Origin of the sequence: Pseudomonas sp. PDM15 (genome assembly GCF_014851565.1) — a bacterium.
Lineage (GTDB): Bacteria > Pseudomonadota > Gammaproteobacteria > Pseudomonadales > Pseudomonadaceae > Aquipseudomonas.
In genome coordinates this window covers 149,385-172,010 of record NZ_JACVAA010000009.1, presented here as the reverse complement: position 1 = coordinate 172,010, position 22,626 = coordinate 149,385, and the positions used below count along the sequence as shown (strand labels likewise).

At 59.3% G+C, this 22,626-nt stretch carries 26 protein-coding genes; 16 read left to right on the top strand and 10 right to left on the bottom strand.

Features of this window, described 5'->3' with window-relative positions; genetic code table 11:
• Positions 1 to 30 precede the first annotated feature (30 nt).
• Positions 31 to 306 carry an HU family DNA-binding protein gene (locus IB232_RS22320; RefSeq protein WP_192400749.1) on the bottom strand — a complete coding sequence of 92 codons (276 nt, stop codon included), beginning with the start codon at positions 304 to 306 and terminating at the stop codon, positions 31 to 33.
• Between the two features lie 177 nt (positions 307 to 483).
• Here IB232_RS22320 and IB232_RS22315 point away from each other — a divergent pair, with 177 nt between their 5' ends.
• The 3 genes from IB232_RS22315 to IB232_RS22305 are packed head-to-tail and all read left to right on the top strand — an operon-like array spanning position 484 to position 1,967.
• The gene (locus IB232_RS22315) at positions 484 to 873 is read left to right on the top strand and encodes a hypothetical protein (RefSeq protein WP_192400748.1); all 390 of its coding nucleotides are present in this window, start codon (positions 484 to 486) and stop codon (positions 871 to 873) included.
• Positions 870 to 1,472: a hypothetical protein gene (locus IB232_RS22310; RefSeq protein ID WP_192400747.1), complete on the top strand. Its 603-nt coding sequence runs from the start codon at positions 870 to 872 to the stop codon at positions 1,470 to 1,472. The genes IB232_RS22315 and IB232_RS22310 overlap by 4 nt, the downstream gene beginning before the upstream one ends.
• 3 nt (positions 1,473 to 1,475) lie before the next feature.
• Positions 1,476 to 1,967: a hypothetical protein gene (locus IB232_RS22305; protein WP_192400746.1), complete on the top strand. Its 492-nt coding sequence runs from the start codon at positions 1,476 to 1,478 to the stop codon at positions 1,965 to 1,967.
• On the opposite strand, the gene IB232_RS22300 is transcribed toward IB232_RS22305, so the two are convergent.
• Positions 1,934 to 2,581, bottom strand: a complete 648-nt coding sequence (locus IB232_RS22300) for a hypothetical protein (RefSeq protein WP_192400745.1) — start codon at positions 2,579 to 2,581, stop codon at positions 1,934 to 1,936. The two genes, IB232_RS22305 and IB232_RS22300, sit on opposite strands and share 34 nt — an antisense overlap.
• Positions 2,582 to 2,696: 115 nt before the next feature.
• Here IB232_RS22300 and IB232_RS22295 point away from each other — a divergent pair, with 115 nt between their 5' ends.
• The gene (locus tag IB232_RS22295; protein ID WP_192400744.1) at positions 2,697 to 3,467 is read left to right on the top strand and encodes a hypothetical protein; all 771 of its coding nucleotides are present in this window, start codon (positions 2,697 to 2,699) and stop codon (positions 3,465 to 3,467) included.
• 45 nt (positions 3,468 to 3,512) lie between these two features.
• Here the strand turns inward: IB232_RS22295 and IB232_RS22290 are convergent, their stop codons facing one another.
• From IB232_RS22290 to IB232_RS22280, 3 genes are all read right to left on the bottom strand, one after another.
• Positions 3,513 to 4,025 carry a hypothetical protein gene (locus tag IB232_RS22290; RefSeq protein ID WP_192400743.1) on the bottom strand — a complete coding sequence of 171 codons (513 nt, stop codon included), beginning with the start codon at positions 4,023 to 4,025 and terminating at the stop codon, positions 3,513 to 3,515.
• A gap of 74 nt (positions 4,026 to 4,099) precedes the next feature.
• Complete coding sequence (locus tag IB232_RS22285; RefSeq protein ID WP_192400742.1) at positions 4,100 to 4,732, bottom strand: DUF922 domain-containing protein; 633 nt, start codon at positions 4,730 to 4,732, stop codon at positions 4,100 to 4,102.
• 20 nt (positions 4,733 to 4,752) lie between these two features.
• The gene (locus tag IB232_RS22280) at positions 4,753 to 6,558 is read right to left on the bottom strand and encodes a hypothetical protein (RefSeq protein WP_192400741.1); all 1,806 of its coding nucleotides are present in this window, start codon (positions 6,556 to 6,558) and stop codon (positions 4,753 to 4,755) included.
• Positions 6,559 to 6,963: 405 nt separating this feature from the next.
• Between IB232_RS22280 and IB232_RS22275 the strand changes: the two genes are divergently transcribed.
• Positions 6,964 to 7,746 (top strand): DsbC family protein, encoded by a 783-nt coding sequence (locus IB232_RS22275; protein ID WP_192400740.1) that lies wholly within the window; start codon positions 6,964 to 6,966, stop codon positions 7,744 to 7,746.
• A gap of 489 nt (positions 7,747 to 8,235) precedes the next feature.
• Here the strand turns inward: IB232_RS22275 and IB232_RS22270 are convergent, their stop codons facing one another.
• From IB232_RS22270 to IB232_RS22260, 3 genes are all read right to left on the bottom strand, one after another.
• Entirely contained in the window at positions 8,236 to 9,750 is a 1,515-nt protein-coding gene (locus tag IB232_RS22270) for a DUF5710 domain-containing protein (RefSeq protein WP_034023808.1), read from the bottom strand.
• Positions 9,751 to 9,950: 200 nt separating this feature from the next.
• Complete coding sequence (locus IB232_RS22265; protein WP_192400739.1) at positions 9,951 to 10,682, bottom strand: hypothetical protein; 732 nt, start codon at positions 10,680 to 10,682, stop codon at positions 9,951 to 9,953.
• An 11-nt stretch (positions 10,683 to 10,693) separates the two neighbouring features.
• Positions 10,694 to 12,895, bottom strand: a complete 2,202-nt coding sequence (locus IB232_RS22260) for an ATP-dependent helicase (protein ID WP_192400738.1) — start codon at positions 12,893 to 12,895, stop codon at positions 10,694 to 10,696.
• Between the two features lie 80 nt (positions 12,896 to 12,975).
• On the opposite strand from IB232_RS22260, the gene priA reads away from it, so the two are divergent.
• Entirely contained in the window at positions 12,976 to 15,117 is a 2,142-nt protein-coding gene (gene priA, locus IB232_RS22255; protein WP_192400737.1) for a primosomal protein N', read from the top strand.
• Between the two features lie 57 nt (positions 15,118 to 15,174).
• The gene (locus tag IB232_RS22250) at positions 15,175 to 15,348 is read left to right on the top strand and encodes a hypothetical protein (protein ID WP_192400736.1); all 174 of its coding nucleotides are present in this window, start codon (positions 15,175 to 15,177) and stop codon (positions 15,346 to 15,348) included.
• A gap of 42 nt (positions 15,349 to 15,390) precedes the next feature.
• Here IB232_RS22250 and IB232_RS22245 read toward each other — a convergent pair whose 3' ends face one another.
• Positions 15,391 to 16,599 (bottom strand): EAL domain-containing protein, encoded by a 1,209-nt coding sequence (locus IB232_RS22245; protein WP_192400735.1) that lies wholly within the window; start codon positions 16,597 to 16,599, stop codon positions 15,391 to 15,393.
• Between the two features lie 10 nt (positions 16,600 to 16,609).
• On the bottom strand, positions 16,610 to 17,464 hold the full coding sequence (locus IB232_RS22240; RefSeq protein ID WP_192400734.1) for a ParB/RepB/Spo0J family partition protein: 855 nt from the start codon (positions 17,462 to 17,464) through the stop codon (positions 16,610 to 16,612).
• Between the two features lie 78 nt (positions 17,465 to 17,542).
• Here IB232_RS22240 and IB232_RS22235 point away from each other — a divergent pair, with 78 nt between their 5' ends.
• The 9 genes from IB232_RS22235 (at position 17,543) to IB232_RS22195 (ending at position 22,611) form a co-directional block, all read left to right on the top strand.
• On the top strand, positions 17,543 to 17,860 hold the full coding sequence (locus tag IB232_RS22235) for a hypothetical protein (RefSeq protein WP_192400733.1): 318 nt from the start codon (positions 17,543 to 17,545) through the stop codon (positions 17,858 to 17,860).
• A 1-nt stretch (position 17,861) separates the two neighbouring features.
• A complete protein-coding gene (locus tag IB232_RS22230) occupies positions 17,862 to 18,434 on the top strand; it encodes a hypothetical protein (protein WP_192400732.1) in 573 nt (190 codons plus the stop codon).
• Complete coding sequence (locus IB232_RS22225) at positions 18,434 to 19,354, top strand: hypothetical protein (RefSeq protein ID WP_192400731.1); 921 nt, start codon at positions 18,434 to 18,436, stop codon at positions 19,352 to 19,354. The genes IB232_RS22230 and IB232_RS22225 overlap by 1 nt, the downstream gene beginning before the upstream one ends.
• Positions 19,355 to 19,374: 20 nt before the next feature.
• Entirely contained in the window at positions 19,375 to 19,749 is a 375-nt protein-coding gene (locus IB232_RS22220) for a hypothetical protein (protein WP_192400730.1), read from the top strand.
• A gap of 63 nt (positions 19,750 to 19,812) precedes the next feature.
• Positions 19,813 to 20,226 carry a hypothetical protein gene (locus IB232_RS22215; RefSeq protein WP_192400729.1) on the top strand — a complete coding sequence of 138 codons (414 nt, stop codon included), beginning with the start codon at positions 19,813 to 19,815 and terminating at the stop codon, positions 20,224 to 20,226.
• On the top strand, positions 20,219 to 20,506 hold the full coding sequence (locus IB232_RS22210; protein WP_192400728.1) for a hypothetical protein: 288 nt from the start codon (positions 20,219 to 20,221) through the stop codon (positions 20,504 to 20,506). Before IB232_RS22215 ends, IB232_RS22210 begins: the two co-directional genes overlap by 8 nt.
• Positions 20,507 to 21,586 (top strand): hypothetical protein, encoded by a 1,080-nt coding sequence (locus IB232_RS22205; RefSeq protein ID WP_192400727.1) that lies wholly within the window; start codon positions 20,507 to 20,509, stop codon positions 21,584 to 21,586. It begins immediately after the preceding gene.
• Positions 21,583 to 22,326, top strand: coding sequence for a CPBP family intramembrane glutamic endopeptidase (locus IB232_RS22200; RefSeq protein WP_192400726.1), 744 nt, complete (start codon positions 21,583 to 21,585; stop codon positions 22,324 to 22,326). The genes IB232_RS22205 and IB232_RS22200 overlap by 4 nt, the downstream gene beginning before the upstream one ends.
• Positions 22,327 to 22,392: 66 nt before the next feature.
• Positions 22,393 to 22,611, top strand: coding sequence for a hypothetical protein (locus IB232_RS22195; protein ID WP_192400725.1), 219 nt, complete (start codon positions 22,393 to 22,395; stop codon positions 22,609 to 22,611).
• Positions 22,612 to 22,626 lie beyond the last annotated feature (15 nt).

Here is a 22,626-nt window from a genome sequence, read left to right as displayed (position 1 = left end):
CTAATCACAGCACAGCACCCACCTTGCAAATTACTCGTTCACCGAATCTTTCAAGGCCTTACCCGGCTTGAAACTCGGGATACGGCTGGCCGGGATGTCCATCGATTGGCCGCTCTGCGGGTTGCGCCCGGTACGGGCCGCGCGCGTCTTGACGGCGAAAGTGCCGAAGCCGACCAGGGATACGCTTTCGCCACGCTTCAGCGTGTCGGTGAGGGTATCCAGCACCGCCGCCAAGGCTCGGCCGGCCTCAGCCTTCGAGAGGCCCGCTCGATCAGCAACAGCATTGACGATATCCGATTTGGTCATGTAACCACCCTTCTGTGTTGTTTACCTGTAGAAACCTATGGATTTATTCTGCCGTAATTGCAAAGAAAAGCAAACCACAGATTTTACAAACGATTATTAAAGCGGCAAATGGCCACACCTTGGCCAAAATGTGCTTTTTTGCTATGGTTTGACTATTGCAATTCTGAATGTAGAAACATGATGCGAAAGCACACCGGATGTTCATCACCTCGCACACAGGCGAGCCTACTCACCGAGGTCCTCGATCAGGCCGGCAAACCTGCCGCTGGAATGGTTCTGCTCCATATATCGCCCGACGGCATGGATGAAATCGCCGCGCTTCGCGACCTCTTGTCCGGACGCGCAGCAACCGCATCCATACGCATGCACTCCGACGCACTGGCCGACCAGTACGGACTGATCACGCCCCCTGCGCTCCTGATCAGCCATCAAGGCATCCGAATCGAAGCGCGCCTCTGCGAGAACGGAGAGGCGGTATTCAGCCCCGAGATCAGCCACGACCAACTACTCGCCGCCACGCAGCACGACATCTCCACAGCGCTCAGCACAGAGGGACCGCATCTGTGAGAAAGGGAATCTCCGCTGCAGCCATCACCCAAGTGCTTGATGAGTGCTTCCAGCAAGAGTACGGACGGCCCGCCAACGACCGAATGAGGGAGAAGTTCGTCAACGCAATTCTCACCAGGGACGCCGTGGCACTAGAGTTCATTTCAAACGGACTCAACGAGGCCTCCAAACGTGCGTTCTGCAGAGTGACCGGCATCGCCCTACCTCCTCAACAGGGACTCACCTGGAAAGCAATCAGGGCCTGGGGCGGCATAAGCGATGAGCAAGAGCGGCTGCGAATTGCCAATGATCGACTTGAAGCGCAAATGGAACGGCTTCAAGGAAAGATGGATGTCGAACAGTCAATGGCAGCGCTGAATGGGCTCCTGGATCAAGGCTACAACCGTGTTGTACACAGTGACCGCAAGTACCTACTGGTCAACGAAGAAGGCCGCGGTTACAACCTAAGCCAGCGCGGAACCCTGCTCCCCCAGGCGCGCCATCTGCTTGAAGCAATGATCGAGGAGCGAGAGGCACGCACTGCGCTAGCAGCAAATACCGCGCCGGTGGCCACGGGAGATCACAGCGAGCTCTGCGCTGCCCCCGACTTCAGGATGTAGGAAGTGAGAGCCCCGCACACCTCCGAAATAGCCGCCTTCCACGGCACCAAGCATCGCTTCGAAACCTTTGAGGCGTCACCACGCGGTCATTTTGGCTCGGGAATCTACATGGCAGATCGCAAGGCTGCCGAGGAATATGCCGGCCCAGACGGGATCGTCATGAGCCTGTCCGTAACCCTGGCCAGGCCCTATCACTACGCAGCGACATTTGATCACGATCTGGATTTTGACTCTGCAGCGGTAGACCTTGTGCGCCAGGTGCTCCCTGACCAGGCTGACGCACTGATCAGCGCATCTATGCATTCTGACGGATTGCTAGACGACAGCATCCAGATCGCTCTGCAGGTACTCGGATTCGACGGACTCATCGTCACGTACGAGGATGGCTCGCAAGAGATCATCGCGTACAGCCCGCATCAAATTAAGGTGCTGCACTCGACCGGTGAGCCGCACAGCTCACCTCACATCGAAGCCTCAGGCGCCATGTCCAGGTGATACTCGGCGACAGGTTGCGGTGCACGCGCCATCTCCAGGAGGTGCTCAAAAGTAACCGGTGCCGACCTCAACTGACGGCCGTCAACCTCAATTACCAGCGAGAATAGACGCTCCTCCGCCTTCACCACTCCCTCGACTCCAACCAGGGCGACCTCGCCAGACTCGAAGGTTGCACGAGCAACCGCCCCTTGCGGGCACTCAATGGCCACCCCTTCCCAGTCAGTCTGCAACAGCCGCGGGCGATCGCCAAAATTCATCCAGTGGCCACCCCCAATGAGCCAACACACTCCGGCGGTGTTTGCCTCAACAAGGCACTCGCGGCCGCCGTCGAAGTTGAACACCATCGAATGCGCATGCGGCTCATCTGAATAATCCATGACGGCCAGATTGACGACATCTCGATTCTGGACAACCTCACGAGCGGCGGCCTCAATGGCTTCCTCAGGAGTCCCTGGCTCGGCCATAAGGGTCACATTCACACCCATCGGGCCGGCCAGCTCGCTCCAGTAGGGAATGCCCTCGGCAATCTCGCGACCTGCCCCTCTGGCCCACCGCATCGCGTCGATCAGCGTCGAAGCATTGTGAAAGTCGGCGAAGGTTTTTCGGATGCTCATGGCAGGACCTCTGAAAAATGCTGTTATCCTTTGACCATTCTACATTATGACGCTTGTTATTCCATCGTAATTGCGTGCGAATACTTGCAGGGAGATTTTCAGTAAGGAGAACGACATGCGACCTACCGACACCCCACCAAACATCAACTACGGCGCCCGCATCACACCAGGAGCTCCAGAAACGCTGCAGGCGCAGCGGATAGAGATCGAAGGCGTCAAGCGCGTGCACACGCCTGGCCACGGCTGGGGGATTGAAGTCAACAACGAGACGCCTGAGTTTTTCTCAGCCTACTTGCGGTCCAAAGAGACCGGACTCGCCATCTGTGTCGGCGACTTCGAGCACTATCGCGAGGCGCATGAGCACGCTGACGAGACTAAATACTGGGCTGGCGAGAAGGGAGTCACGCTAGAAATCAGCGATGGCTACTTAAAGCACCTGAAGGGTAGTTTCGACGGTTCCATCAGACACCGCGCACTGGCGATGGCCACCGCCAATTACTATTCGATCGACACCCCCGACACCGAGACACTCTACGCCGCCTACCAATGCCATCTCTCGGCCGGCGATTCAGATGAGCTGCCGCAATGGCTTCAGCTGTGCTCGGCCCACGAGGATGCGTCCCTGGAGGCGATCCATGAAATGATTGAGGCTGACGCCGACTTCATTGAGGAACATCTTCAGGCCGTTACAGCCCAGGCCATTCACCAGCTGCGCCTCGAAGGACATGCGATCGTTCGCTTCCAGCCCAGCGAGCTTCATGGTGTTGAACCGCGCTTGCTGCAGAACAGGCTTGTCGAGCTCGGCAACCAGGCGATCGAAGACCTGCGCGAGGACAGCCCGGACACTCAGCTGGATGACGCTGGAGGGGCACCTACCTACCGTTGAGACACAAAAAAGCCCGGCACTGCCGGGCTCTTCATTGCGGGCAACTCACTTGCAGAGCTGCTTGACCTCAAGCCGCCCACAGGCATTGTTCGCTGCCACAGGCTTCCAACCCGCCCCGCCAACGCGCACCCAAAGTTGCGGGGTGAATGTTGTAGGCGTGTCGGTTGCACTCACATAAAACCCCTGCAGGTTATTCGCGGTTCCGCTGTCGCACACCGAGACAGGCGTCGCGTAGACCTCCAGCACTGCGGGAGCCGTACACACCTTTTTGGTGATGGCCACGCCAGTATTGCTGATCTGGAAATCGATATCGGCACCGCCAGCCATCAAAAGCACAGGCGGGGTCGAAACGGTGTCATTGGTCATGTTCGGCGTCGTGCCAACATCGTAGCGTGAAAACGGGCTCCCGCCCGCGCCGCCATTGAGATTGATACTGCCCGAATAAAAGCCTGCCGACCCCGCATCATTCCACTGCCAATCGAGGTCAGCGGCAAAGGCCAAGGCCGGCGTAGAAAGCGCAAGTGCGACAAGCGCGAATACAGTTCGTAGCATCGACATGTCGTCCCCCTATTGATGTAATTTCAGATACATGTTCCTAGTCTACGCCCAAACGGCGCCGGCGTCAGTCGCGATCACCGGAAGCGCGCAGGAAAACCCATTCGCCGTGCATCCACCTCGCTGGCCCTGGCCTGAAACCACTCCATCTCGCGCGCATGAACGCCCTCGACCTGTACCTGCAGATCGCTGCAGGATGCAGCACCTGGCATCTCGGCCAGCGTCTTCAATAGGCGCACACCAACATCCAGCGCATCCTGAGCGTGGATCCGCTCATGCCGCGCCACGCCATCGGCATACTCCTTCCAAAGAGCCATCTCCTCAGGAGCCAAGCGAGACCGGACCAACTCCGGCAAGACCACAACGAGATCGAGCACCAGATCAAACCCGTGGATCGTGCACAACCTGTCCTGCTCCAGTACCTGGTACGTCCAATTCCATCCTGCCCGGGTCAGCCCATATGCAATCGAGCCGTGAACATCAAGGGGGGAGCGCCTGAGGGAGGCCATCACCGAAGTCCAGCTGTCTCCGCTGACCGGGTAGGTCTTAAAGGACTGGGTAACAAGGAGTCGCATCCCATCGCCAACGGGGATCGAATAGGCCGGGGCACTTCCCCGATCCAAGAGGCGATCGCCAAGCTGTTCAATGAGTTGATCATCCTGGCCGGCGGATAACGATGCAGAAAAGAGGCAGAGGGCCGCGAACGCCAACTGCCTCGTGAAATCTAGCCTCACAGAACCGTTCCGCGCGCCGCCACGGCCCGAGAGGTTTCGGGCAACTGTGCAATGGTCTCCCGGGCGATCGCATCGAACTCCCTGGTAAGCCAACCCGGAGTGCTCTCGGCGATCGCTTCGGAGGTGTTGGAGCCATAGACCTGCAGGCCAGCGTCGACTGCATCGACGGCACCGGCGGGGAGACGCCCGCCAAGACGCGAGATCTCGTGCGCTGCAACGCGCGCGCTTCCACCAAGCGCTTTGGCGATGTTGCCGGCAACCGGAACCATACCAATGGCCGCCGATGCATAGTCGTAGCCATTCATATCCGAACCATCCAGGTTCTTGCCAGACAGGATCATCCCCAGGCTCACCACATTACCCAGAACAGGGACGCTGGTTACCAGATCCTGGGTTACCTTCGACTTGAAGAGCCCCTTTGCAAAGCCCAGCAGATTGCTGTTGGGGTTGGCGAAAGCCTGGAATGCCTTATCCGCCGCAAACCCCCGCAGATCCTCAAACAGCGCTTGGCGAATCGCACTGTCACCAGAGCTCTTCACCACCTCGACGGCATTGGCCATCTTGTCCAGAGCCCAGTTGGATAGACCTACCGGCTGAGTGTTCGACCTGGCATTGGCGACGTACTGACCGGGAGCCATCGTGAACACCTTTCCGGACAGGTTCGTTACCTGGATCTTGCCCGCGAGCTGGCCTGTTGAGATCGTCTGGGCGGCAACGCCGGGAGCCAGCAAGCTGTATTGATCCAGGGCATCTGGCGTAGTTCGAACCTGCTGTTCGGATGGTGCGGATGCCCAGCTATTCAGGTTGGAAGCCAGAGCAGCGGGATTACCCAGCACCTGAGGGTTGGTGAGCAACTTGGGGATGTCGATAAAGCCTTGGGCACTTCTCATCAGATCGGAACCGCCGGCCTGAGTCATGGCTTGGCGGCCGAGCGTGCTACTGATGGCGTTAACAGCGCCACCAATACCCTGCCCTTGCATGCTGGCTCCAAAGCCTGGCAGGGCGGTCTCTACCAATGAAGTACCCAGCTGCTGTACAGCAAGCTTCTGTGGCGGCAAACCCGCCTGAAACAGCATCTGCTTCTGTTTATCGGAGAGCGCCTTGGACAGGTTCGGATTAAGCAGGCCATCGTTCAGCCCTTGGAGCGTCCATATGGCAATCTGCAAATCACCCTGCTCACCTTGATAGCGCTTTGTCGGGGTCGGCTCCCCCAGCCGGTTCTGCTGGATGAGGTTACGGTAGATGGTCTTGTACTCAGGCGACCAAACAGCATCAGGGGTGATCAACTGCATCGCCTCGCCAGCGTAAGGACGATCAGGGCCAGCCTTCAGGCAATAGCCGTTGAAGCTCAGGTAGGCTGTCTGCCCCGGCTGAATCTGGTAGGAGGACTGGATCCGCTGAGGCTTCATGCCTTGTGATGAACGGACGGAACCGGACTCAATCAGGTCGACGTACTGCAGCAGCTCTGTCAGCGAGGTGGAAAGCTCAATGAACTGTTCACGGGTGTAGTTCGTGCCAGCCAATTCGACAGCGTTGCGGGCACTATTGAAACGGGCGAGGCGGCGCTGATACTCCGGCTGGGAATAGCCGACTTTGCCGGTGGCCACGCTCTGGGAGATCGATCGCGCAATGCGTGCCTCAGTTTGTTGGGCGTCAGACAAAGCCCCCTTGTGATCCGGGCTGGTCGGCAACAAACCGCCAAGCCCGCCGGACACCTGCCCCATGGACGCGCAGCCCACCAGCTGCAGGGCCATCAGCGTCATAGCCACCCCTTTCCGTACTGCGCCGTTCAGCATCTTCATTCCTGACTGCTCCTGGTGTCGATCACTGCCCATCCCCGTGGGCGGCGCGATTGTCGGCGCTTTCTCAGTAGCCGGCAACCGCAAGCGATGTTATATTTCCATATACACGCTAGCAAACAACCGAGCCGACCGCAATATGTCCGCGAACCCGCCGCCGCTCATTCAGCTGATCATCGGGATTGAACCCGAAGATCTTGGCGCCCCGCGCTTCAAACGGTTCTGGTCAAACCGCACAGGCTTTGTTGAGCGCCCATGCGATGCATCGGCGTTTCTCGAAGAGTCAGCCGCGGTATACAGAGCCAAAAGGCTCCGCCAGATGGGCGTAAAGGCTTTCATCGTCAGGGAAGCTTCGGCGCCCTGGCTTTTCACTCCGCTCCGCCAAACAAACAATCCCGAGGACTCACTATGAAGAAAATCCTGATGGCTGCGCTGTTGAGCACCGCAGCAAGCGCCCACCTGGCGCAGGCCGCCGAACCCGCTTGCGGAACCGCCAGCGAGTACAGCTGGCTAACCGCGGCGCTGAGCGCAAGCACCGGCCAGGCCAGCGAGGTCACCACCGTCGCACCGGCCGGGGAACTTGACCTGTGCGAAATCCGGCTGGATAGCGGAACGATCGTGTACAGCCGCCCAGGCACCCAGGCCATCCTGCTCGGCCGACTCTTCTCTGTCGACGGAACGGAGATTACCGACAAGACCCAGGTATCCATGGATCGGGCGAACCTAGAGCAGCTCGGCAAGATCCAGCCCAACGACTACATCACTTATGCCACTGCCGAGCCGGCCAAGAGCTACATCTACGTCATGACTGACGTGGACTGCACCTACTGCCAGAAGCTTCATACCGAGGTCAGCAAACTGAATGCCGCCGGCATTGAAGTTCGCTATCTGCCTTTCGTCCGCGGCGGCCGGCAAGGCAGCGCCTGGAACACGATGAGCAATATCTGGTGCTCCACCGGGGACCGGAAGAAATCGCTCGATGAGGCTATTGCAGGCAAGAAGCTGGAAAAAGCTGAGTGCGGTGAAAAGATCCTGGATCGCTATCAGGTCTTCGGTCGCGACGTTCAGCTACAAGGCACTCCACACATCCTCTTTGCCGACGGGACCTCTCAATCCGGCAGCTCTGACGATCTGATCGAGAAAGCACTGAAAGCAGCAAGCCGAAGTGAACCCCATGCGCAGGCCCATTGATCAAAGATCGCTTTCGCTCCTGATGAAGCGCCCCGGGGCAATGAGTCGCTTTCTGGCCACGGGGACGCTTCCCTCCGTGGCCAAGCCATCATCCCCACTGATCACGCTTCTCGAAAGCCTGAGTCCCCGCGAACGATCCCGCATCGTGGGGCTGAAGGTGGGTCCGGCGCTCGGCTACAACGGCTCACGTCAGTTCCACACAGCTCACCAGGCGCTGAGCTGGCTGATACCAGCGAACCTCTCGACCATGCCAGCCAGTCAATCCTGGCAGGATCGACGATTCACGAGGAGGCTGACCATAGGCGATCTGCAGGGCTGCGCAAACGTACCTGCAGACATCGTTCGAACTTGGTGGCAGAGACACCCTGGCCTGCGCCAGGACGATCACGCCCAGGACACACCTCCTCCACCCCAGGCACCTGAGCCGAGTTGATTCCAAGCCAAAAGAAAAGGCCCCGAGGGGCCTTTTCTTGCGTCTGCCGATGGATGCTACGCCGCCGCGGCCTCTGGGGGGATCACAACCCAACGCCAATCATTCTTGGTTTCACCCGATGTCTTCATCTGTACCAGCATGGATCTCTTCGGCTTAACCCACTTCAGCGCGTCCTCGGATACGCGCATCTTCGTCGCCGAGCTACGCCAGTACATCTCGTCGATGCCGAGAATCACCTTGGTCGCCACTGACGCAATGAAGTCATCCGGGAAGTGCGTGGGCGATTGACTGGCGCACACCATCGCAACGCCAAACTTCCTGGCCTCCTTCGCGATCGTGTTGATGATGTTGTCGGGGTCATCGTCCGCGTAGATGTGGGCCTCGTCGATGATGAGCACGTCGTGGATGTACTTAGTCTCGCCTCGCTGAACAGCCTGGAGAAACAACTCCTCCAGGCGGAACAGGACAAACAGTTTCCGCTCTTCCATGGACAGCGGCTTGATGTTGTAGCGCCAGACATTCGCGTTCGGGTCAAAAGGAGGCGGCTCAGCCTTGAAGATCCCGATGCTGTCGAGATTCTCCAGGCGATCGACGACCGACTTCAGCACGTCCGTGCTGTCGTACTTCATCACGCAATCCAGCTCGCGCCCGGTCACGATTGACTCGGCGTACTCGCTGAAAGTCTCGATCGCCTTGGCCTTCGCCTTTTCAAGGTCAGCCTTCAGCTTTTCATCTTCGAAGGCCTTCTCACCGCGGCGAAGGGCCTCAAGCAGCTTGCGCTGATAAGCCGCTGCTGCGCGGTTAGCAACCTCCAGGTTGGTGATCGCCTTCATCCCGGTGCCGAGGAACAGCTGCTGCAGGACGTTGCGAGCCATCCTGAGCACGTCCGTGATCGAGGGATGAACCCTGTCGGTCATCTTCGGAGGCCAGCGAGTGATAGCTCCGGTGTATTCACCAGACGGGATGAACCATGACTTGGCTGTGCCGTCCCAACGAGCACCGAGGGCTTTCGCCTCATCCTTCTCATCGATCGGCACATCAATGTAGAAGCGATTATCCCCACCCTCAGAGACCAGCTGCTTAGCGTCATCCTTGATCGTCCAGGTGGTGGGATCATCCTGGTTGAAGCCGTGCTTGGCATACACATCGTGAAGGATATTGCGCAGCGCCGCCTCTTGCTTCGGGCCAAGCGTTCGCATGACGCGATTCACCGTCGAGACGAACCCTTGCACGCGCTTGCGGATGCCCCCGAAATGGGGGTCGGGATTGACCCTCAACGGGTTCAGGCCCCACTTGGTCTGCTCGCTGAACAGAACCGTCGATGCGTCAGCAATATCGATATCGCCATGGACATCGAAGACATAGAACTTTGGGATCGGCTCACCGGCCTGCTCAGCCGAACGCGACATCTGCCGCACCATCTTTTTCAGCTGGAACGTCTTGCCAGCACCGGACATGCCCACCAGCAGAGTGTGCCCATTCACCGCAAGCAACGTATCCAGCGACACCTCCACCTGCTGGGAAGGTTTTCTGCTCAACGCGCCGGCATCTAAGCCCCAATTCACTTTCATCGGTCACCCCTTGAGATAAAAAAATGCCCGCCGGGGGAAAGGCAGGCACAAGGGCGCACTTGGTAATGGATGGGTGAACCCCGGGAACGCGGCGGGGAGGGTCTGCGTCACATCCAGAGACAACCACACACCAAGAACACTACACAGACCTTATACTATTGCAATGCGTAAAGCAAACATATGAAAGCGAATTGCGGCAATCAGAAACCAAAGTTGAATTCACCTCCGGCCGCTTGTTTGGGGGTCTCCTGCGCGATCGGAAGATCATCGTCAAAGCCCGGCACCTGACCATCCAATCCGTCGACAACCTGGTCATTCCCGGCGCTCAAGGTGTCGAACCCTTCAACCTCATCGACGCCCCCATAAATCAGCTCGGGGTCGCCAAAACCAGGCATGTCATCAAGATCATCCGCGGTCAAAGGTTGAGGCGCGTCCAGCGAGTCAGGGGCAGCCTCCTGGGCTGCAGTGGGAAGAACAGCAGAGGACGTGAGGGGGCTTTCAACATCTGCGCGCTCAAAGACCTGCCGCAACTCCTCTGTAGCGCTCAGGGCCTCAGGCACAGGCTCAGCATTGATCGCGGCCTCGTGGCCGCCGGCGCTCGCAGAGGCAGCAACGGCAGAGTTCAGGGAAACCTCCAGCGGAGCACTGTCGAAGCGAGGATTTGCTTCCAGCCACGAATGCACCTCCTCACGAGAGGCGGCCAGCCTTTCCATCTCACCCTGCATTTCCACCATGCGCTGCTGCAAAGCCTCGATCATCTCGGCCGTACGCTCGACATCCTTTTCGACATCGCCGCGGCGGGCATCAATGGCCGACAGCCGAAGCTCCGCCAGGGCAACATTCTGGTTGTGCTGTAGCGCTTCGACCAGCTTGGACACCGCATCGACGGCGATATCGGATCGATCACGCAGATTGCGTGGCTGCTTACTCACGGAAGCCTCCTTCAGCTGAAGTCAAAGTCATAGATCGGGGCCAACTCAGGCTCAGGCTCCACCGGCATCTCCAGCGCTGCAGGCGGCGCTGGAAGCTCGTACCCTGGAAGAGGCCGACCCACCTTGATCGAGTAGTCGTGCAAGGACTCCACCACCGGATGGTTACCCTCGCCATAGAACCAGGTGCGCGCTGCGCGAATAGCCTCAGGCTCCAACTCCTCAAGGAACCGGCTGGTGATCCCGTTGGCCTCTTCGCGGCCTCTTGATTCCTTGGGATTGACCGGGATCTTCCAGCGATTGGCGAGCTCCAGGTCATTGGGGGCCACAAGAATCACCCGCTCCTTCCCACGGGTAATCCCGACGTACGCAAGACGGCGCTCGGCCTCCATGTCGGCAGGGCGATCAGGCAGCTGGTGAGGGAATTGACCTTCGACCATGCCCGGGATGATCACCAGCGGCCACTCAAGCCCCTTGGATTTGTGGATGGACGTGATCAACAGCGGGTCACGCATGGTTTCCGGCTGCTCCTGCTGCTCCATGCGCTCGGAGAATGCATCGAGCATCGCCTCGACGTTCTCGTAGCGGGAAACCTCTCGCGCCATCAGGTTGATGACGTTCAACCGATCCGCTTGCTTCAGCGGGTCAGTGATCTGACGCTGCACATCCGCACGCCAATCGAGATCGTTCCAGATCATGGCTGCGAGGTCGGCCATCGAGCGCCCAGGCTCGGCCAGGCGTTCCAGTACAGTCGCCCGCCGACGCAGGCTGGACAGCTGGCCAGGGCGAAGCCCATCGGATTCATTCGCCGAACGCAGAAGCTTCGGGATTTCGCTCAACTCTCCGCCGGCGAGCTCCTTCGATACCTTCTGGATGTACTTACGAGGGAGGAACATCCCTGGGGCCCCGAGAACTGAGGCAATCATCTCCTCCCGCCCTTCCTCTCCGCAGGCCTCGAACATCTCCGCATCGCTCATCACGGCGTACGCGTTGATTGCCTTCACCTCCGGCATCGACATGATGCCGCGCCCCTCAATGACATAGGGGATCCGCTCACGGATCAGGTGCATCTCCAGCGGCGCCGCCAACTCGTAGGTTCGCACGAGGATCGCGGCCTCACGCATATGGCGCCCTTCGTCCTTCCACTCCTTGAGGTCCTGCATGATCGCCTGGGGCCAGTACCGATCCCCCGTGCGAGACGAAGCCATGCGCATCTGAACCGTCGATTTCGGCGTGGCCTCATGGGACACGCAGAGCTTCATGGGGCGGTCGGCGTTGTTACGGATGAGGCTGTTGGCTGCAACAGCCACTTCGTGGCCGTAGCGGAACGTGAGACTGAGCTGATAACGGGTGACGTTACCAGCGCCGAGGCGCTCTTCCAGTCCGCTCATCATGTAGGCCAGGTTCGCACCGCGCCAACCGTAAATGCACTGATCTTCATCGCCCACCACGAAGAGGCGGCCGCGGGTTCCGAGCAGGGTCAAAATCACCAGCTGCTGAGCATCGTCCACGTCCTGGTATTCGTCGACGATGATGTGAGCAAATTCGTTCGCCGCCCATTGCCTGGCCTCGGCCGAATTCTGAAAGAGGCAAGCGAGGTCGTAGATGAGGTCATCGAAGGTCCGCAATCCCTCTTCACGACGAACGTTTTCGTGAATGAGCATTGCACGAGCCACTTCCTCGTCACCTTCGGCGAACTCCAGCAGCACCTCGTGGTTGTCGATTTGCTCCAGGGGAACCATGCTCGCCTTGGCCAGGGTGAGCGCCTGGCGCAGGGCTCCAACCTTCAATTCGTCCACGTCGACGGCGTTCTCATCGCCACCAGCCAGGGCTCGCCGAGCGAGCGCGGCGGCTTTCCAGTCCTCTGCGACCAGTTGGCGCGCAGGGAGAAGCCCCTCCTCCTCGGCGACCTGCAGCACTTCCTTACAGAAGGAATGGATCGTGCGGAACTTCAGCTTGTTCGCCCCAGAAACCGGGAGGGCAGCCAGGCGCGCGTTCACTTCGCGAGCTGCATCGACGTTGAAGGCGAGCCCCAGAACCTCGTCCGCCTTCACGCCTCGCGACAGCAGGACACCACAGTAACCGATGACCATCTTGGTTTTACCAGAGCCTGGCGCAGCCGATACCAGGGCATGCCCTTGGCTATGCGTGGCGGCCTGAACTTGTTCGTCAGAAAAACCTGCCAGCCAAGGGTGCTCTTGCCTGGGTTCGCTCATGACGGTCTCTCCCTGTTGATGTATTCTTTTGTATATGCCATAGTAAAATTATAGCACGAATGACTTTCGACGGATAGATCATGCCACACATTGACGTAGCGGTTTTCTGTCCGCTCGACCAGACCTTCACCTATGAGTGGCCCGACTCGCTTGGGGAAATGCCATCACCCGGCTGCCGAGTGAAGGTGCCATTTGGCAAGCGAACGGTAACCGGCTTGGTTGTAAGGCCATCTCTCGCTGCCCACAGTGAAGAGGCCGCCAAGAAGATTCGCGCTGTAGAAGAGCTCATCGATCGCGAGCCACTCTGGGATTCGCAGAGTTGGGCGACCTGGCTGTGGATGGCGGACTATTATCAGCACCCTATCGGAGATGCTCTCGCCACAACGCTTCCTGCAGGCCTGGCGAAGGGTGGTCAACCTGAGCCGGCGAAAGGGCGCCTGCTTGATATGTCTGGTGATACCCGCTACGCCGCCGGCGATCTCGCCGCAGCGACTACCTCCAGCCAGAAAGCCGTAATGCGCGCGGCCGCAGCGCACGCGGATGGTGTGACTCGCCTGGCCCTGATCGAGGAGACCGAAGCTCCTCGCGTTGTGGATCTACTCATCCGCACCGGTGCCCTTCACCCGGTGAGAGGCGGCCATAAAAGGCACGCCCTGAACGCCGCCCAGAGCGAAGCCGCCGTCCAGATCAAGGACGCCCTAAACGGATTCTCCGTGACCCTCCTGGATGGGGTAACCGGTTCCGGAAAGACCGAGGTCTACATGGAGGCCATTGAGGAGGTGATCGCCCAGGGGAAGCAGGTTCTCTACCTGGTGCCCGAGATCGGCCTGACACCACAAACCTGCGGGCGCCTCGAACAGCGATTCGAGGTATGCGTGTTGCACTCGAAACTGTCCGAGAAAGATCGTCTCCTGGCGTGGGAGCTGGCCAGGACCGGAGCGGTATCGATCATTGTCGGAACACGGTCTGCCCTGTTCACCCCGATGCCGAACCTTGGCCTCATCGTGATTGATGAAGAGCACGACTCATCTTTCAAGCAGGACACGCACCTGCGCTATCACGCCCGGGATGTCGCGATCTACCTGGCAAACAAAAGAGGCGTCCCCGTTGTACTGGGCTCAGCCACTCCATCAGCGGAAAGCTATCGAAACGCCGTAGCTGGTCGCTACCGACACCTGCAGCTTACAGAGCGCGCTACTGGCGCTCAGATGCCGAAGATGGAAGTTATCGACGCCAAGAGCCTTCCCCACCCAGACGGGATCTCCCAGCCCGCATTGCATGCAATTCGCCGCACCTTGGCCGCCAGCGGCCAGGCCCTGGTCTATTTGCCGCGCCGCGGCTTTTCGCACGCTCTGTTCTGCACCACCTGCGGATGGGCCTCGGAATGCCCGAACTGCAGCGCTCGGATGGTCTTCCATCGCGGGAGAGGAAAGCTGATCTGCCATCACTGCACCGAAAGCAGCCACCAGCCAGGCGCATGCCCCAAGTGCCTCGCCGAAGTGATCCCCCTCGGTGCAGGCACCGAGCGCGCAGAGGCGGCACTGGCTGAGGCGCTGGGTGAAGACTACGTGCTGCGCCTGGACACCGATGTGCTCTCCTCAACCACGGCGATGCACGAAGCCTTTACCCGCATTCGCAAGGGCGATCCACTCTGCATTGTCGGGACGCAACTCCTGGCCAAGGGGCACGACTTCCCGAACGTCACCCTGGTGGTGGTTACCGGAACCGACTCAGCCCTGTTCTCGGCGGATGCCAGAGCTTCGGAGCGCGTCATTCAGCAGATCACCCAGGTAGCTGGCCGGAGCGGTCGGTCCAAGCCGGGGCGGGTGTTGATCCAGACCTCACAGGCGGAAAACCCTGTCATCCAGCAGCTGATCAATGAGGGCTACCACGCAACGCTGGCGGGCCTGGTGAAGGCGTACGAGGAGACCATGCTCCCGCCAGTCTGCGCACATGCGCTGCTGACGGTGGAAACAACGGACAGGGATGAAGGCAGGCTGTTGCTGGAACAGGTGATCGACCGAATCGACGATCCTGCACTGGTCGGCCCGTTCCCGGCGATCATGGAGCGCCGCGCCGGATCACACCGTTATCAAGCAGTGGTTCTGGCAGAGTCTCGCAAGGAAAGGCACACGCTGTTGAAGCGCATGCGGCACGAGTGGAAGACGCTGGGGACGAGATACCCGCTCATGATCGATGTGGACCCGGGGCAGCTCAGTTGAGGATGATATATCCTTGATCCTCCAACTTAGCACTGCTGTTTGTAAGGAGATTCAACCATGCATGGCGTCGTATACGATCCGCCGGCCGCCGGCCTCCCCTATCTCGCTGTCGTTCTTCATGACGGTGAGGTGGTGGTCGCCCGAGCCGTATCTTCCGTCGAGACAGGCGAAGCACTGATCGCGAAGGTCTTCAATGATTTCGCAATAGCGAAGCAGAAAGGCGAGGTTTGACGCCTAGAAGTATTGCGCCTGCTCAGGATCTGCAGGCGCGATCTACCCTCGGGCCATGGAATCGATCGGTGCGCACGCACTGAAGAGCTCTGGCCGGTGGATGTAGTACCCCTGAAAGGCATCCACGCCACACCCGATCAGGTACTCCATGTGCCCCTTGGTCTCAATGCATTCGGCAATGACCTTCATACCGCGACTCTTTGCGAGCTTCACGACCGCAACCAGAACATCTCGGGGAGCTTGCTCGCCGCAAACACTCCGGCTGAGTTTCACCGCCTGCCAGGGTAGGTCGATCATTCCAAGCGATGCGGCGCCCTCGCCGAAATCATCCAGGTAGACAGCTACACCGGCACCGGCCAGCATCTCTACAGTTCGGCGCACCTGCGCGAGATTCTGCACCTCGGCCGTTTCAGTGATCTCGATGGCAATGTTGTGGCGCCCCCGAAGTACGGAGACAGCCTCCAGCATCGCACCGGAATCACAGGCAGTCAGGCTGGAGAAATTCACGGTGTGCACAGGAGCATCTTCTGGCACGGCCTTGACTGCCATCCTGAGCAGCATCAGATCGTAATCGCGGACCAGACCGAGCTGCTCGATCATCATCATCGCGGCCCCGACCGATTCACCGCCGATACGGGAGAGAATCTCGTAATGGCTTCTGCCGTCGAGATAGCGGATGCGCTGGCGGTACAGTTCGACCAGATGCTCAAGCGTGCCGCCGGTGATGAACTGGTCGATCAGATCGGTAGCCTCCCAGTCATCCTTCACTGAATCCACCACTTGGAGGCGCCGGCCGGCCAGCTTTGCCTGCCGGCATGCACCTTCCGCCCGGTCGATTGCATGCGAGAGCTCCTGGCAAGACGCCAGGCCGAACACCGCGTCAATGCGGATCGGCTTCGAGAGTGCCGCACCCACATTTTCTCGAAGCTTCAGGCGGATCTCATTGAATTGCCGCTCCATCAGCTGTGGGTCGCGACGCTCGCATACCCCCAACCAAACATCGCCTGAGATGTGAAACCAGTGATGCCGGCCATCGTCCCTGAGTGTGGCACCGACAACCTGAAGTATCAGGTCTCCACCCTCAGGCCCGAGCAGCTTGTTGAGCAAGCGGAAATTCGACAGGTCGATACAGGCCACACTCCAGCCGCGAAGGCTTTCCGGAGCGCGGCGCCGGAAGTCGACAAGCGCAGCACGGCCGCCACTGCCAGGCATCGAGAACGCCGGTAGCCATAGATTTGCCATGCTGTTCATGTCTAGCCTCCTACTCCCTTCCGCGGAGAAGCTTCTTCGTGATTGAGCTGAGATCGTCCATCGACAAGTAGCGAATCTTCAGATAGCCGCCCTTCTGGCCCTTCTTCGCTTTTTCGAGCAACGCCTCGTGACCCAGCTTTTCGCTGACCGCCTGCAACCACCGGCGCTCATCGGGATCCTCACGCTCGGCCGCGACTGTCGCGCGCCCTGGGCGCTTGGCAGCCTTGGCAAGCGCCTCGATCTGGCGATAGCCAAGCCCTTCTTCCGCAGCTTGGCGTGCAATACGCACTGCGTCGGCCGCAGAGAGCCCGTAGAGACAGCGCACCTTGGACTCGGTTAAACGCCCCTCTCCGAGGAGCTCCTGCACAGCCAGGGGCAAGGTAAACAGGCGCAGGTGGTTGGTGATGACCTCGCGACTTGCACCGAGCATCTGGCCGAGCGCTTCATGGGTGAGTTCGAACTCCTCAATGGCCATCTGATAGGCCTTGGCACGCTCAACGCTGTTCAGGTCCTTACGCTGGTCGTTCTCCACAAGCGCAGCCTGCAGGGCCTGCAGATCCGTGTAGTTGCGAACCAGGCAAGGGACGCGATCCATCGAGACCAGCTGCGCGGAGCGCCACCGGCGCTCACCAGCGACGATCTCGTACAGATCTCCGGCACCAGGCTTCGGCCGCACGACGATCGGCTCGATGATCCCGATGCCGTTCTCCAGAAAGCTCTGACCGAGTTCCAGAAGACTCTGGCGATCAAAATTGGAACGAGGCTGATAGCGCCCGGGCACCAACTGCTCAGGGCTCAGAATTTTCAAGCCAAACGCCGATTCCTCGGTGGCCTTGGATGCCTCTTCTGCTTGACTTGAAGTCATCCTTCAACCTCAATTAGAACTTGGATCGACTTTACCATTATAATCTCGGTAACAAAACACACGCTAACTGGAGATACCATGAAGAAGCTCCTTCTGATCATCGCCGTAACGGCACTGACGCAGCCGGCGCTGGCGAGCAGCTGGAACGTTTCTGGCCTGTTCGACGCTGTGACTCCGACAGCCAATACGACGGTAGCGACCACGAACAGCAACGCGCTGCCGCCAATGCAGACCACTTACAGCACGCCGGGCTTCAATCCAGACTCGCAGGTAACGCGTACCTACAAGACCCAGCCGACCGCCAGTGGTGGCATGCCTGTATGCCCAAACCGCAATGCTGCTTCGCAGCAAAGCGCTAGCGGTTACCAGATGCAACGAGTTTCGAGGGCCTACTGATATGCCACTCCCCCTCATACCGCTCCTGGCAGGACAAGCTATTCGTGTCCTGGGCCCGCAAGCCATAAGGCATATAGCCGCAAAAGAAGCTTTTGGTCTGGCTGAAAGCGCACTGGCCAAGCGCGCTATGCCGCTGCTTGGAGAGGCGCTCACCAAAGGCGAGAACTTCATCCCTGGAACCGGCACCATCGGCAAGGTTCTGGGAAGCACCCCCGGCGCGCTCGGCCAGCTGCTGGGCAAGGCCGACATCATCAGCGATGTCGCGGGCAAAGCCCTTACCGAAATCGGGCCGAAGATTGCTGGCATGGCCATCCCCGGCCTGGGCGCCGCCCTGCAGGCGGTCGACCTGACCAAGAAGGCAGCAGACGCGTTCGGTAGCAACCAGAATGCAGGGCAGTTCCTCTCGACGATGAGCAAGCTCGATCTGCCAAGCATGCTCAGTGCCGGCGAAGCGCTCGGGTCCAAGCTGCTGCCCCAGTTGGTGCAGGCGATCAGCGAACTTCTGAAAAGCGCCACGACCTATCTCGATCGGGCCCAGGAGAGCCTGGCACCCAATGATATGGCCCCCCGCTGATGTCCGCGGGGCTGTCCTACTCTCCTCATTGGAGCCCGAACTATCTGGTCGTGCCCCACGCGCGGTTAGACGACCGCGCAAGGGCAGCGTTGCCGCACCTCCCGATGATGGGTCGTTACTTCTCCGACGAACAGTGGGCAGCCTGCCCACTGAGCCCCGCCGCACACGATATGCGCACCTGGACCATGATCAGCGAACCGGCCTGGGTGGCCCGTAACGCTCTGCGCATGCTCGGGCAGAAAGCACGAGAGGTTGCAGAGCGGGAGTTCATCTCTGACCTATCCCGCGATCAAGACGCCATCCTTCTCAGCCAGAAGACGCTCTCCCGTAGCGGGCCCGAGGCCCTATGGGCCCTTGCCCTCACTGTCATCGCGCGGGCAGCATCGTCGAAGGGATACACCATCCTCGACCATGCGCTCGAACACGCCCCGAAGGACGCACCAGAGCTTGGCAGTTGGAGCAACTACGCAGCCCTGTTCGGCGAAATGTCGACCCTGGCAGCCGCCTCGAACGGCAACCTCCTCGGCCTGTTTCAACGCCTGAAGAAAGCCTCGATGCCTCAGCAGGTACTAGCCAGGCTGTTGATCGACATCCAGACGAAGCTGGATAACTCGCACCAGGCCCATGAGATTATTCAATCGGCCGGCCTCGCCTCCTTTCGATGGGTGTGGACCGCTCCAGGATCGGCGCCCATTGAGGTTCTATTCCACGACGCCCAGTCGGCTGTCGAATGGCTATGCGAAAGCTTCCTCCCGCCAGGGCTCGAAATGGCGACCCTGCGCGCCAAGCTATCCCCCCTACGTGACGCGCTGCGCAAGACAGAGATCGTGCTGACAGATCTCAATCGCGACGACATCGCCGAGCCTCTTGAGCTCATCAAGATGGTCGACCAGCTGGCAATGCACGGCGCCATTCGCTAACCCATAACTGAGATCCGCCAATGTCGCCCCAAGTTGAACAACTGATCATCCTGATCGAACAGATCCAGGCTAGTGCTCGAAAAGCAGAGAGCCAAGGTACTGCGTTGATTGTCGATGGAGCTCTAGTAGAGCAAGCCGCCAAGCAAGCAGAGGCCCTGCGTGCACCTCAACAGCCATCCCCGGAGGATTTCGTATCGCGTGTGGCCGGCCTTTCAATCTGGGACTACGACCAGAACGATGGAACGCCATACCGGGAATGCGAAGAGCCCACCGACGGTTACCTGGACTCGCATACAGCCCTCATGGATCTGATTGAAGAAGCCAGGAGGCTGGAAGCTCAGGAACCCGAACCCACCGCGCTGTATCAATTCCCCGATCAGTCTCCGAGGATCTAGCAGGGTAGCGCTCGGCTTGACTATATAGGCACATGTGCCTATTGTTCGTGGCATAACCACCTCATGGGTGAAGTGATGATCGCTACGAACACATCCACAGGCCTGCTCAACAGGCCTATCCCTGATGGCCGCTCAGATCGCTATGCATCTGGCTGGGCCTATGCCGACGGTCATCTCCGCAACGGCGGGAAACTCACCGCCGACGCACCTGCAGATTGGCACGAAGAGAAGGCCGCAGGCTTCAGTGATCGTCTCCAAGTCGAGCGCGACGCATTGGCTCACCCATCTAAGGCGCACAGCCGCACGCACTGTGATTGCGGCGCTGAACTGGAGCCTGCAAGCGCCGGCGGGAACTGGGGCAGCTGGCGGTGCCGCAAGTGCTGGACAGGTTACTGCCAAGACTGCGGATCTCAATTGGACGGCTACAACGAATGCATCGCTTACCGGGAGGCGCAGGACGAAGACGCCAATGAGTAAACCCAATCTCGTGAATCAGGAAACCCAAGCCGCCTATCGTGATGCAAGTTGGCTCAGCCATCCTGACACTCGCACTCCCAAGCGAGGCCATATTCTGCTCGATGACGGGCGAGCCGCATGCGGCCTGGTCGCAATGATGTGCGATGCCGAGCCGGCCGAGGGCATCCCCGAGTGCCTGCGCTGTCGGCGACCAGGTTGCCGTGACCGCTGGCCAGAAGTTGCAAGCGAAAAACTACCCGCCAGCGGGTCTGATCAGAAATCGCAGATGCAGGAGAAGTAGATGGGCGGGAATGCACTTTCCTCAGTCGGGGCGGCACGTTGCTCCAAAGTCGTAGCCCAGCTGATGTTGAGCGAGTTCCGGGCGCGGTTTTCCGCGACCATTGCGCGATTTGAAATTGGAGTAACAATCGCCCCCATCATGGCCTATCGGCAGAAGGAGGACTTCGGCGACCTGGATGTACTGGTCGACAGCACCCTGTTCAAACAGGTGCCTCCTGCTGAATTTGTCAATGAACTCAGCAACCACTACGGACAACCTCTCCGCTGGGTGAAGAACGGCCCTGTGCTTAGCATCGGCCTTCCCCTGATGGAGCCAGGCCGATGCCTTCAGCTGGACTTGATCAGCACACCCGCGGAGGAGTTTGATTTCAGCCTTCAATACTTCAGCTGGAACGATGCGGGCAACCTGATCGGCCGCGTAGCTCACAAGATGGGCCTGAAATTCGGTCATGACGGGCTTTGGTTGCCGATGCGTGATGGAACGAATCTCTTCGATGAGCTCCTGATCACCCGAGACTTCAGCGTAGCCCTACGCTTTCTTGGATTTGACGCAGAGAGATGGAAGTCGGGCTTCGATGCCCTAGACGACATATACCGTTTCATAGCAGCCGGCGAACGCTTCGATCCATCACTCTACCCACTGGAGCATCGCAACCATACCGCCAGGGTTAGAGACAAAAAAAGGCCGGTGTACATGGGGTTTCTCCGTTGGCTAGAGGCCAATCCAAGCCTGCCGGAACAGGAATGGCATGCGGACAAGACGCGCTATCTGCCAGAGATCTTTGCAGCTTTTCCTGAGTTGGCCGCAGCGCATCGGGCCAGCCTTCAACGGCTCAGCGGGGCAAAAGCCTTGCGGGCCCGCTTCAACGGTGAATTGGTTTCTGAATGGACCGGCCTACGAGGAAAAGAGTTGGGGAAATTCATCACTCACTTCAAGCGCGAGCACGACGATTTTGAGGGCTGGCTGCATTCTCAGAGCGATGAGCAATTGAGAATCGAGGCTCAGGCTTCGCATCAGCGCTTCCATGTCCTTCTGGAGGATGGCCACCACGCGGACATCTCCGCCGAACCGAGCCCATGATAATGGTCAAAACGGACAGCCTTTCTAACAATCAATTCCGTCAACGACTCGGCCTGTCATACCCTTTCGCGACGGCCGTACTACCCGGCTTGGTCATTGGGCCAGCGGTCTACTACCTCTATCGCTGGCTGGTTGAGTTGCTGAAAGGCTCCGTATCACCCACCACCTTCCTGGCATACGATGTCCCTATCGCATACCTGGTGCCAGCCGTCTTCCTGATCGGCGCGCTACTCCTTCACAGGGCGCTCATACCGAGTATCGGCCTGCTCGGGCGATTCAACCGCACGCAAGCGTGCGTCGGGTTGGCCGCCGTCTTTTCAGCCTATCTGGCCAGCATCGGCGTGGCGGAACTCGCCGGGTTTGGACGCGAGATGGGGATGGTCCTTCTCGGATTTGGAAAAACCGAATTTCAGTTCCAGATCTTCATTGTCACGGTACTGATCCTCCCGCCGATCGTGGAGGAAATCGCCTTTCGGCACTTCATCCTCAACACTCTTCCATTCAATCGGCATCGACTTGTAGCGGTGGCGGCCGTGATCGGCTCCGCAACCTTTTTCATGTACGCCCATATCGGCGCCTATAACTTCTGGCCGACGCACGCCCTCATGTTCACCCTGGGGGTGATCTTTGCGGTAGCCCGCCTGGTAACCGGAGGGCTACTGCTTCCCATGATGCTCCACTGCTTCGCAGTGGCCACCGGGCTGTCACTGAACTATGTCTGGGCAGCCCTAGGCGGATAGCAGTGGTCGACCAAGTAATCGAGGCGTCGTACAATAGGCACATGTGCATATATGCAAAGGTAGGCCATGAACAACCAAGCCAGTTTCCGCTCGCTGATTGAGAAGACGGACATCACTCAGGCGGAAGCCGCCAAGATGATCGCCGAGGAGACCAAGCGTCCGTGTAGCGTTCGCAGTGTTCGCGCCTGGCTCGCCGAGGCTGAGTTGCGAAGCGCCAGGCCCTGCCCAGAATGGGCCGTGCAGGCGCTGGAGAGCCGACTGCGTACTCTCGGCAAGGTTGAATAGCCGGCGTGGCCGGCA